The organism is Serratia sp. OS31, assembly GCF_014164835.1.
GTDB lineage: Bacteria > Pseudomonadota > Gammaproteobacteria > Enterobacterales > Enterobacteriaceae > Serratia > Serratia liquefaciens_A.
In genome coordinates this window covers 1-12,301 of sequence record NZ_JACJFQ010000059.1, presented here as the reverse complement: position 1 = coordinate 12,301, position 12,301 = coordinate 1, and the positions used below count along the sequence as shown (strand labels likewise).

At 52.7% G+C, this 12,301-nt stretch carries 8 protein-coding genes; 7 read left to right on the top strand and 1 reads right to left on the bottom strand.

Annotated elements, in window-relative coordinates; genetic code table 11:
* Nucleotides 1-148: 148 nt before the first annotated feature.
* Nucleotides 149-2,821: a bifunctional acetaldehyde-CoA/alcohol dehydrogenase gene (gene adhE / locus H5P17_RS25610; protein WP_044551727.1), complete on the bottom strand. Its 2,673-nt coding sequence runs from the start codon at nt 2,819-2,821 to the stop codon at nt 149-151.
* A gap of 524 nt (nt 2,822-3,345) precedes the next feature.
* Between adhE and H5P17_RS25605 the strand changes: the two genes are divergently transcribed.
* The 7 genes from H5P17_RS25605 (at nt 3,346) to oppF (ending at nt 12,061) form a co-directional block, all read left to right on the top strand.
* The gene (locus H5P17_RS25605; RefSeq protein ID WP_020827188.1) at nt 3,346-3,990 is read left to right on the top strand and encodes a YchE family NAAT transporter; all 645 of its coding nucleotides are present in this window, start codon (nt 3,346-3,348) and stop codon (nt 3,988-3,990) included.
* 691 nt (nt 3,991-4,681) lie between these two features.
* The gene (locus H5P17_RS25600; RefSeq protein WP_182825817.1) at nt 4,682-6,319 is read left to right on the top strand and encodes an ABC transporter substrate-binding protein; all 1,638 of its coding nucleotides are present in this window, start codon (nt 4,682-4,684) and stop codon (nt 6,317-6,319) included.
* A gap of 151 nt (nt 6,320-6,470) precedes the next feature.
* The gene (oppA, locus tag H5P17_RS25595) at nt 6,471-8,108 is read left to right on the top strand and encodes an oligopeptide ABC transporter substrate-binding protein OppA (RefSeq protein ID WP_044551722.1); all 1,638 of its coding nucleotides are present in this window, start codon (nt 6,471-6,473) and stop codon (nt 8,106-8,108) included.
* Nucleotides 8,109-8,191: 83 nt separating this feature from the next.
* The gene (oppB, locus tag H5P17_RS25590; RefSeq protein ID WP_020827185.1) at nt 8,192-9,112 is read left to right on the top strand and encodes an oligopeptide ABC transporter permease OppB; all 921 of its coding nucleotides are present in this window, start codon (nt 8,192-8,194) and stop codon (nt 9,110-9,112) included.
* 14 nt (nt 9,113-9,126) lie between these two features.
* Nucleotides 9,127-10,035, top strand: coding sequence for an oligopeptide ABC transporter permease OppC (gene oppC / locus H5P17_RS25585; protein WP_044551719.1), 909 nt, complete (start codon nt 9,127-9,129; stop codon nt 10,033-10,035).
* Between the two features lie 11 nt (nt 10,036-10,046).
* Nucleotides 10,047-11,063 carry an ABC transporter ATP-binding protein gene (locus H5P17_RS25580; RefSeq protein WP_044551717.1) on the top strand — a complete coding sequence of 339 codons (1,017 nt, stop codon included), beginning with the start codon at nt 10,047-10,049 and terminating at the stop codon, nt 11,061-11,063.
* A complete protein-coding gene (gene oppF / locus H5P17_RS25575; protein ID WP_020827182.1) occupies nt 11,060-12,061 on the top strand; it encodes a murein tripeptide/oligopeptide ABC transporter ATP binding protein OppF in 1,002 nt (333 codons plus the stop codon). The genes H5P17_RS25580 and oppF overlap by 4 nt, the downstream gene beginning before the upstream one ends.
* Nucleotides 12,062-12,301: the final 240 nt, after the last annotated feature.

Here is a 12,301-nt window from a genome sequence, read left to right as displayed (position 1 = left end):
TTGGTGCTACCAGGTCGAAGGGAGCGCAGGTATCCCCGGGAACTGAAATCATTGAAACGAAAATATCCTATAAAAAACAATGCCGGTCACCTTAAGTGACCGGCATTAGCCTTACGGCGGTTTTTTGTTGGCTCAATTCAATGAACCGTTATTTTTTGGTCTTCTTTACCGTCTTGGCGACAACCGGCGTGGCCAAAACCTCTTCGTCAACCGCTTCGCTGAATTTACGGCCGTAGAAGGTATCCAGCATGATTTGCTTGAGTTCAGCAATCAGCGGATAACGTGGATTAGCCCCGGTACACTGGTCGTCAAAGGCGTCTTCAGACAGTTTGTCTACTTTCGCAAGGAAATCGGCTTCCAGCACGCCGGCTTCGCGGATTGAAGCCGGGATGCCCAGTTCGGCCTTGATCTCGTCCAACCAGGTCAGCAACTTCTCGATTTTCTGTGCGGTACGGTCGCCCGGTGCGCTCAGGCCGAGGTGGTCAGCGATTTCGGCGTAGCGGCGACGCGCCTGTGGGCGGTCGTACTGGCTGAAAGCCGTTTGCTTGGTCGGGTTGTCGTTCGCGTTATAACGAATGACGTTGGAGATCAGCATGGCGTTGGCCAAACCGTGCGGGATATGGAACTCGGAGCCCAGTTTGTGGGCCATCGAGTGGCAAACCCCCAGGAAGGCGTTGGCGAACGCGATACCGGCGATGGTCGCGGCATTGTGCACGCGCTCACGGGCTACCGGGTTCTTGGCACCTTCTTTATAGCTGGTCGGCAGATACTCTTTCAGCAGTTTCAACGCTTGCAGCGCCTGACCGTCAGAGTATTCGTTCGCCAGGACTGAAACATAAGCTTCCAGCGCGTGAGTTACCGCATCCAGGCCACCGAAGGCGCACAGGGATTTCGGCATGTTCATGACCAGGTTGGCGTCAACGATCGCCATGTCAGGAGTCAACGCGTAATCTGCCAGTGGGTATTTCTGGCCGGTTACGTCGTCGGTCACTACCGCAAACGGCGTAACTTCTGAACCGGTGCCTGAAGTGGTGGTGACGGCAATCATTTTTGCCTTCACGCCCATTTTCGGGAACTTGTAGATACGTTTACGGATATCCATAAAGCGCAGCGCCAGGTCTTCGAAGTGGGTTTCCGGGTGTTCGTACAGCACCCACATGATCTTCGCAGCATCCATCGGTGAACCGCCGCCCAGTGCGATGATCACGTCTGGCTTGAAGGAGTTCATCTGTTCAGCGCCTTTACGCACGATGGACAGCGTTGGATCCGCTTCAACCTCGAAGAACACTTCGGTTTCAATGCCGTGTGACTTCAGAACGGAAGTGATCTGGTCTGCATAGCCGTTGTTGAACAGGTAGCGGTCGGTCACAATGAAGGCGCGTTTTGCCCCGTCGGTCGCTACTTCTTCCAGCGCGATTGGCAGTGAGCCACGGCGGAAGTAGATTGATTTCGGAAGTTTATGCCACAACATGTTTTCTGCTCGCTTCGCTACAGTTTTCTTGTTGATCAGGTGTTTTGGACCGACGTTTTCAGAGATGGAGTTACCGCCCCAGGAACCGCAGCCCAGCGTCAGAGACGGAGCGAGTTTGAAGTTGTACAGGTCGCCGATACCACCCTGAGAAGCAGGGGTGTTGATCAGGATACGCGCGGTTTTCATCTTGTCGCCGAAGAAGGCTACGCGTTCAGGTTGGTTATCCTGGTCGGTGTACAGGCAAGAGGTGTGACCGATACCGCCCATGGCGACCAGTTTTTCCGCTTTGCTGACGGCGTCTTCAAAGTCTTTGGCGCGATACATGGCCAGCGTTGGCGACAGTTTTTCGTGAGCGAAAGGTTCTGACTCATCGACCAGCTTCACTTCACCGATCAGCACCTTGGTGCTTGCCGGAACTTTGATGCCGGCCATTTCAGCGATTTTCGGAGCAGACTGGCCCACGATAGCCGCATTCAGGCCGCCGTTTTTCAGGATGATGTCCTGCACGGCTTTCAGTTCTTTACCCTGCAGCATGTAGCCGCCATGGGAAGCGAAACGTTCGCGCACCGCATCATAGATGGAGTCAACCACGATGACGGATTGCTCAGAGGCGCAAATCACACCGCTGTCGAAGGTTTTAGACATCAGAATAGAGGCAACGACGCGTTTGATATCCGCCGTTTCGTCAACCACCACCGGGGTATTACCTGCACCCACGCCGATGGCCGGTTTGCCGGAGCTGTAGGCCGCTTTCACCATGCCTGGGCCACCGGTGGCCAGGATCAGGTTGATGTCAGGGTGGTGCATCAGCTGGTTGGAGAGTTCAACGGTAGGTTGATCGATCCAGCCGACGATGTCTTTTGGCGCACCGGCGGCAATCGCTGCCTGCAGCACGATATCTGCCGCTTTGTTGGTGGCGTTTTTCGCACGTGGGTGCGGAGAGAAGATGATGCCGTTACGGGTTTTCAGGCTGATTAACGCTTTGAAAATGGCCGTGGAAGTTGGGTTGGTGGTGGGTACGATACCGCAAATCAGGCCGATAGGTTCGGCGATGGTGATGGTACCGAAAGTATCGTCTTCAGACAGGATACCGCAGGTTTTTTCATCTTTATAGGCGTTGTAGATAAACTCGGATGCGAAGTGGTTCTTGATCACTTTATCTTCAACGATACCCATACCGGATTCTTCAACGGCCATTTTAGCCAGAGGAATACGGGCATCGGCAGCGGCGAGGGCAGCAGCGCGGAAAATTTTATCAACTTGCTCTTGAGTGAAGTTGGCATATTCGCGCTGGGCTTTTTTGACACGTGCAACTAGCTCGTTCAGTTCAGCGACATTTGTTACAGCCATAATGCTCTCCTGATAATGTTAAACTCTTTCAGTAAATCAGCCGTGCGAGCAACTAGTATAGACAGATCGGTGGAAAATGCTGTTTTAAAAACAAAGGTTTCCCATCTTTTTGTGCTGCATGTTGCTGATTTGCTTAAAGAGCTTTACCCGATGCTTCAGCAGGAGAAGACAGCGGGCCGAACAGAGATGCCACTTTTTCCTTAACCTGTTCTACTCCCTGACTACGACTAAGAGCTTAACTACTCTTGGGTAGTGATTATGTGATTTAAATCAAAAAAATCGCATGCTGACACCATTCAGCCATGGTTTTTGAGAATCATTCTTGATAACTGCGATGTCAGGCACTTTTTCTAACATAAAAAATCATAAACCGTACATTGCATTAACAGTGGTGAGTTATTTTATTATTTACCACATTAATAGATAAAAATCCCGGTCATGACCAATGGATTACCCGTGGCAATTCCATTACATTAGCGCGCGTAGGCAGTGTCACTTTTAAAGCTATTAAAGCGGAGTCATTTGTGGGCCAATCTCTGTTGGATTTTTCCGGCTACATTAAATTTTTTGTCGGCCTGTTTGCGCTGGTGAACCCGGTAGGCATTTTGCCGGTATTTATCAGCATGACCAGCTATCAGGCGGCGGCAGGGCGCAATAAAACTAACCTGACCGCCAACCTGTCGGTGGCCATAATCCTGTGGACCTCGCTGTTTTTGGGGGAGGGGATTTTGCGCATGTTCGGCATCTCCATTGACTCGTTCCGCATTGCCGGCGGCATCCTGGTGGTCACCATTGCGATGTCGATGATCAGCGGCAAACTGGGGGAAGACAAACAGAACAAACAGGAAAAATCGGAGAGCGCAATCCGTGAAAGTATCGGCGTAGTGCCCCTGGCATTGCCGCTGATGGCCGGGCCGGGGGCCATCAGTTCCACCATTGTCTGGAGTTCCCGCTATCATAGCTGGCAAAACCTGTTGGGTTTTACCCTGGCGATCGCGCTCTTTGCCTTTTGTTGCTGGCTATTGTTCCGCGCCGCGCCATTGTTGGTGCGTTTATTGGGGCAAACCGGCATTAACGTCATCACCCGAATCATGGGGTTGTTGCTGATGGCTTTGGGTATCGAATTTATCGTTACCGGTATTAAGGCCATATTCCCGGGTCTGTTGTAATCCGGCGCAGGAGTCGTGAATAGGATGATTCACGACTCAAATTAATTTTAAAAATTAAAATCAATTATTGGTTCGCATTAATATAGTGCGCAATATGAATGAATTTTATTCACTTGCACCAGTATGTGGCATAAATCTCAATTTGTTGCTCAATAAAAACGCTAAGCGTTGTTTTTACCCCTTATCTTCCCCAGTTATTGCCCTTTTTCCCGCTCCTAACATCAAATCTGCTGTTAATTTAATCACATCATTCTGTAGGGCTTGTCTCGCTTTCATCCAGGTGTTATTAGTGATTAACCGCACATAAGCAGGTGTTTGTTCTTTGAATGGCTGCTTTGTTAACTGAATGTTTCTTTGTCTACTGTGTCAGCTTGCAGTGCGCCGTCAGGGTAAGGCTTGTTTTATTTTATCTGATTAAAATCAGTGCGTTATATCGTGTAATTGTCACCCTCGTCCGAGGGGTACAGATCGGGCTTGATGCAATAAAAGAGAATTGCTTAACATTTCTGTAAAAATTATTGGCTATGGAATTTGCCTTCTGCTAATTTCCGAGCAACTTTCTACGCGCAATTAACGCGGCTGCGTCGTCAAAGTGGGAATGATTTTTGCTGGTGTCTGTTTATTTAGAATACTTATAAATACTTCACGAATATCGATAAGCAATGCTTGTTGGTGAAAAGGAGCCTCGACCATGCAGCAAACCCGAAAGCGCACTCCATTGGCTATGTTCATTGCCGGCTTGCTGAGTATCAGCGCCGTATATTCTGCTCAGGCGGCCGACGTTCCGGCCGGAGTACAATTGGCTCAGCAGCAGAGCATTGTAATTAACAACGGCACGGAAGTGGCTTCGTTGGATCCGCATAAGGTCGAAGGGATACCGGAAAGTAATATTATTCTTAACCTGTTGGAAGGGCTGGTCAGCACCGATGCCAATGGGCATGTGGTACCGGCGACGGCAGCCCAATGGGAAAACCAGGATTTCAAAACCTGGACTTTTCACCTGCGCTCGGACGCGGTGTGGAGTGATGGCTCCCCGGTGACCGCACAGGACTTCGTTTATAGCTGGCAGCGCCTGGCCGATCCGAAAACCGGCTCGCCTTACGCCAGCTATCTGCAGTACGCCAAAATTGAAAATATCGACGATATCCTGACCGGCAAGAAAGGGCCGCAAAGCCTGGGCGTTAAAGCCATCGATGATAAAACGCTGCAGGTCACGCTGAGCGAACCGGTACCTTACTTCATCAGCATGCTGAGCCACACCTCGCTGAAACCGGTAAAACGTTCGGTGATCGAGAAGTTTGGCGACAAATGGACGTTGCCAGCGAACTACGTTGGCAACGGGGCCTATCGCTTGAAGGATTGGGTGGTGAATGAGCGCATTGTGCTTGAACGCAGCGCGAGCTATTGGAACAACAAGAAAACGGTGATCGATAAGGCGACGTTCTTGCCGATCGCCTCCGAGGTCAGCGACGTTAACCGCTTCCGCAGCGGTGAAATTGATATCACCAACAGCGCCATCCCGCCGAACCTGTTCGCGAAGATGAAGAAAGAGATCCCTGAGCAACTGCACGTTAACCCTTATCTGTGCACCTTTTATTACGAGATTAACAACCAGCGTGCGCCCTTTACCGATCCGCGGGTGCGCGCTGCCGTGAAACTGACGCTGGACCGCGACATTATCGCCAACAAAATCATGGGCCAGGGGCAGATCCCGGCGTTCAGTTTCACCCCAACCTTTACCGAAGGCGCCAAATTCACTGCGCCGGCATGGGCGAGTTGGAGTCAGGAACAGCGCAATGCCGAGGCCAGGAAGTTGCTGGAGCAAGCCGGTTTCAGCGCCAGCAAACCGCTTAAGTTCACGCTGCTGTACAACACTTCCGATCAAAATAAGCAGCAGGCCATTGCCGCCGCTTCGATGTGGAAGAAAAACCTCGGTGCTGAGGTGACGCTGCGCAACCAGGAGTGGAAAACCTCGCTTGAAAGTCGCCATCAGGGTCAGTACGACGTGGCGCGCGCTACCTGGTGTGGTGACTATAACGAGCCGAGCGCATTCCTCAATTTGGTGCTTTCCAACAGCAGCATCAACACCATTTTCTACAAGAGCCCGGCGTTTGACGCCCTGATGGCCGGCACGCTAAAAGCGCCGGACGAGGCTGCACGCGCCGCCCTTTATCAGCAGGCAGAAGCTCAGTTGGATAAAGATTCGGCGTTGATTCCGGTGTATTACCGCGTCAGCGCTCGCCTGATCAGACCGTCGGTGGGCGGCTTTACCGGTAAGGATCCGCTGGACTACACCGATGTGAAAAATCTGTACATCATCAAGCAGTAACGAGGGGTATTACGCCACGCCATCCGCGGTGGAGTAATACAGGGAAGGCCGCCTGCCGTATTCGTTCAGCGGCAGCCGGTATAACAAGGTCCGCTCACGGGCAACGCAGGCTCCACGATGAGCCTGTGATAATAAAAACTGGAGTATACACATGACCAACATCACGAAAAAAACCATCCTTGCGGCCGGCATCATTGCCGCGCTGGGTATCACAGCAACCGGAAGTGCTTTTGCGGCCGACGTGCCGGCGGGCGTGCAACTGGCGGACAAACAAGAGATCGTTAAGAACAACGGTTCGGAAGTGCAATCGCTCGACCCGCATAAAATCGAAGGCGTACCTGAAAACAACGTAACGCGAGATCTGATGGAAGGCCTGGCCAACAACAGCCCGGATGGTTCCATTGTCCCTGGCGTCGCGGAAAGCTGGGATAACAAAGATTTTAAAGTCTGGACCTTCCATCTGCGTAAAGACGCAAAATGGTCGAACGGCAAGCCGGTGACGGCGCAAGATTTCGTGTATAGCTGGCAGCGCGTGGTTGATCCGAAAACCGCATCACCTTATGCCAGCTACCTGCAATATGCCCACGTAGAAAACGTGGATGACGTCATCGCCGGGAAGAAAGATAAATCAACCCTGGGTGTGAAAGCCATTGATGACCATACCTTCCAGGTGACCCTGACCGAGCCGGTGCCTTACCTGGTTGAAATGACCCCGCACTATGCGATGAAGCCGGTATATAAAGACGCCGTCGAGAAGTTTGGCGAAAAGTGGACCTTGCCGGCCAACTACGTCAGCAACGGCGCATACAAACTGAAAGATTGGGTGGTTAACGAACGCATCGTACTGGAACGTAACCCGGAATACTGGGATAACGCGAAAACCATCATTAACAAAGTGACCTTCCTGCCAATTTCTTCGGAAGTGACCGACGTTAACCGCTACCGCACCGGCGAAATCGACATGACCTATAACAACATGCCGATCGAACTGTTCCAGAAGTTGAAAAAAGAGATCCCGAAAGAGGTTCACGTAGATCCTTATCTGTGTACCTACTACTACGAAATCAACAACCAGAAAGCGCCATTTACCGATGCACGCGTGCGTGAAGCACTGAAGCTGGGTCTGGACCGCGACATCATCACCAACAAAGTAAAAAACCAGGGCGATCTGCCGGCTTACAGCTTCACACCGCCATACACCGACGGCGCCAAGCTGACCCCACCTGAGTGGTTCAGCTGGACGCAAGAAAAACGTAATGAAGTGGCGAAGAAACTGCTGGCCGAAGCAGGCTATGGCCCAGGCAAACCGCTGACTTTCTCACTGCTGTACAATACTTCAGATCTGCATAAGAAGCTGGCAATCGCCGCGGCCTCCATCTGGAAGAAAAACCTGGGTGTGGATGTGAAACTGGTGAACCAGGAGTGGAAAACCTTCCTGGATACCCGTCATCAGGGGACCTACGACGTTGCGCGTGCCGGCTGGTGTGCGGACTACAACGAACCTAGCTCGTTCCTGAACATGATGCTGTCTGACAGCAGCAGTAACACCCCGCACTATAAGAGCGCCGAGTTCGACAAGCTGATGGCCAACGTGCTGACGGCGAAAACCAAAGAAGAACGTGCCGAGCTGTATCAGAAGGCCGAGGTTCAGCTGGATAAAGATTCTGCCATCGTTCCGGTTTATTACTACGTGAATGCCCGTCTGGTGAAACCTTATGTTGGGGGTTACACCGGTAAAGACCCGCTTGATAACGTGTACGATAAAAACCTGTACATCATCAAGCATTGATACGGTAAGTGCCGGCGGTGTTAACCGCCGGCCTATGTTGTGAATAATAAGCCGTTATCAGGCTGCAACACAGGGTTAGGGCAATGCTTAAATTTATATTTCGTCGCTTATTGGAAGCGATCCCGACGCTATTTATTCTGATCACCATCTCATTCTTTATGATGCGCCTGGCGCCCGGCAGCCCATTTACCGGCGAACGCGCATTACCACCGGAAGTGATGGCCAACATCGAAGCCAAATATCATTTGAACGATCCTATCTGGAAACAGTACGGCCATTATCTGGCCCAGCTGTCGCAGGGCGATTTTGGTCCTTCATTCAAATACAAAGATTATTCGGTCAACGATCTGGTGGCTGCTTCATTCCCGGTCTCTGCCAAGCTGGGTCTGGCCGCATTTTTGCTGGCGGTGATCCTGGGTGTTAGCGCCGGCGTGGTGGCTGCACTGAATCAAAATACCAAATGGGACTACACGGTGATGGGCTTTGCCATGACCGGGGTGGTGATCCCCAGTTTCGTGGTGGCGCCGTTACTGGTGTTGATCTTCGCCATCACGCTGAAATGGCTGCCGGGTGGGGGCTGGAACGGCGGGGCACCGAAATTTATCATCCTGCCAATGGTGGCGCTGTCGTTGGCCTATATCGCCAGTATCGCCCGTATCACGCGTGGCTCGATGATTGAAGTGCTGCATTCCAACTTTATCCGTACCGCGCGCGCCAAAGGTTTGCCTATGCGCCGCATTATATTGCGCCATGCGTTGAAGCCTGCGTTATTGCCCGTGCTTTCCTATATGGGCCCGGCGTTTGTCGGCATCATCACGGGGTCTATGGTTATCGAAACCATTTACGGCCTGCCGGGTATCGGCCAGCTGTTTGTTAACGGCGCGCTTAACCGCGACTACTCTTTGGTATTGAGTCTGACCATTCTGGTTGGCGCTCTGACTATCCTGTTTAACGCGATCGTGGACGTGCTGTATGCCGTTATCGATCCAAAAATTCGTTATTAAGCTGGAGCACGCAAATGATGTTGACGAAAAAGAACAGCGAGGCTCTGGAGCACTTCAGCGAGAAGCTCGAAGTGGAAGGACGCAGCCTGTGGCAGGATGCCCGTCGCCGCTTTGTGCACAACCGGGCGGCGCTCAGCAGCCTGTTCGTATTGGCTTTGATTACCCTGTTTGTGATTGTGGCGCCCTGGCTGTCGCAGTTTGCCTATGACGATACCGATTGGGCGATGATGTCGGCCGCGCCAAGTCTCGAATCGGCACACTACTTCGGTACGGACTCATCGGGCCGCGATCTGCTGGTGCGCGTAGCGATTGGCGGGCGTATCTCGCTGATGGTCGGCGTGTCGGCTGCGCTGGTGGCGGTGATTGTCGGTACCCTGTACGGTGCAATGTCCGGTTACCTGGGCGGTAAAATCGACTCGGTGATGATGCGTCTGCTGGAGATCCTCAACTCCTTCCCGTTCATGTTCTTCGTGATCCTGCTGGTGACCTTCTTCGGGCAGAATATCCTGCTGATCTTTGTCGCTATCGGCATGGTGTCGTGGCTGGATATGGCGCGTATCGTGCGTGGTCAAACCCTGAGCCTGAAGCGTAAAGAATTTATCGAAGCGGCGTTGGTGTGCGGGGTTTCGAGCCGCAACATCGTGCTGCGCCATATCGTGCCGAATGTGCTGGGTGTGGTGGTGGTTTACGCCTCATTGCTGGTGCCGAGCATGATCCTGTTCGAATCTTTCCTCAGCTTCCTGGGGCTGGGGACGCAAGAGCCGTTAAGCAGTTGGGGGGCATTGCTGAGCGATGGCGCCAACTCGATGGAAGTTTCACCGTGGTTGCTGCTGTTCCCGGCGGGTTTCCTGGTTGTCACTCTGTTTTGTTTCAACTTTATCGGCGATGGCCTGCGTGACGCCCTCGACCCGAAAGATCGTTAAGGAGTGCAATCATGAGCACCATTGAAAATCCGCAGTTGCAAACCGCCGGCACCGTGAAGCCGTCGCTGTTGCTGGATGTAAAAGATCTGCGCGTGACCTTCGGCACTCCGGACGGTGATGTGACGGCAGTGAACGATCTGAATTTTGATCTGCGCGCCGGTGAAACTCTGGGCATCGTGGGCGAATCCGGCTCCGGCAAATCCCAGACCGCCTTCGCGTTGATGGGACTGCTGGCCAGCAATGGTCGCATTGGCGGTTCGGCCAAATTTAACGGCCGTGAGATCCTCAACCTGCCGGAAAAACAGCTCAACAAGCTGCGGGCGGAAGAAATTTCGATGATCTTCCAGGACCCGATGACCTCGCTTAACCCTTATATGCGCGTTGGTGAGCAGTTGATGGAAGTGCTGATGCTGCATAAAAACATGAGCAAAAGCGAAGCCTTCGAAGAGTCGGTTCGCATGCTCGATGCGGTCAAAATGCCGGAAGCACGCAAGCGCATGCGCATGTACCCACATGAGTTTTCCGGCGGGATGCGCCAGCGCGTGATGATCGCCATGGCACTGCTGTGCCGGCCTAAGCTGCTGATTGCCGATGAACCTACCACCGCATTGGATGTGACGGTACAGGCGCAGATCATGACGCTGCTGAACGAACTGAAGCGTGAGTTCAATACCGCGATCATCATGATTACCCACGACCTGGGCGTTGTGGCCGGTATCTGTAATAAGGTGTTGGTGATGTATGCCGGGCGTACCATGGAGTACGGCAGCGCGCGGGATGTGTTCTATCACCCGAGTCATCCTTATTCCATTGGTTTGCTGAATGCGGTACCGCGTCTGGATGCCGAAGGCGAGGCGCTGATGACCATTCCCGGCAACCCGCCGAACCTGCTGCGCCTGCCGAAAGGCTGTCCGTTCCAACCGCGTTGTGCGTATGCGATGGCGCAATGTTCGAGCGCTCCGCCATTGGAGCAGTTTGGTGAAGGGCGCCTGCGCGCCTGCTTTAAACCGGTGGAGGCGTTGGTATGACAGCGGTAACCGACAAGAAAGTGTTGCTCGAAGTGGCCGATTTGAAAGTGCATTTCGACATTCATGATGACAAACAGTGGTTCTGGCAGCCGCCGAAAACGCTCAAAGCCGTTGACGGCGTGACGCTGCGCCTGTTCGAAGGGGAAACCCTGGGCGTGGTCGGCGAGTCCGGCTGTGGAAAATCGACGTTTGCCCGTGCCATTATCGGCCTGGTGAAAGCCACCAGTGGACGCGTGGCCTGGTTGGGTAAAGATTTGCTTGGCATGAGCGACGTCGACTGGCGCAAAACCCGCAGCGACATCCAGATGATCTTCCAGGATCCGCTGGCCTCGCTGAACCCGCGTATGACCATCGGTGAAATCATCGCGGAACCGCTGCGCACCTATTACCCAAAAATGCCGCGTCAGGAAGTGAAAGACAAGGTAAAGGCGATGATGCTGAAGGTTGGCCTGCTGCCTAACCTGATCAACCGCTATCCGCACGAGTTCTCTGGCGGTCAGTGTCAGCGTATTGGGATTGCACGCGCCTTGATCCTCGAACCCAAGTTGGTGATCTGCGATGAACCGGTCTCGGCGCTGGACGTGTCGATTCAGGCGCAGGTGGTGAACCTGCTGCAGCAACTGCAGCGTGAAATGGGCCTGTCGCTGATCTTTATCGCCCACGATCTGGCGGTGGTCAAACACATCTCCGACCGTGTGTTGGTGATGTATCTGGGCCATGCGGTGGAGCTGGGGACTTATGATGAGGTGTACCACAATCCGCAACATCCTTACACCAAGGCGTTGATGTCGGCGGTGCCGATCCCGGACCCGGACAAGGAGAAGGAAAAGCAGATCCAGTTACTGGAAGGGGAACTGCCTTCGCCGATCAATCCGCCTTCTGGCTGCGTGTTCCGCACCCGCTGCCCGATCGCCGGGCCGGAATGTGCCAAGACGCGTCCGCTGCTGGAAGGCAGCTTCCGCCATGCCGTGTCCTGTCTGAAGGTCGATCCGCTGTAAACGGCCATTTCATTCCATGTTGTTGCCTGAAGGGTTCATGTTTGCATGAACCCTTTTTTTATGGCATTTCCGCCACAACGCAAAACCAACAAAAACCACAAATAACTCACCCGACTAAAAAAAGAAAACTCAGCGTGTTTATTTAAAAATAATAAATAAAATTAAATGATTAATTCTGTTTTTACATGATTTTCACTGTGGCCTTTGTGATTCTGATGTGTGGTTTTAATGTTGTAATGG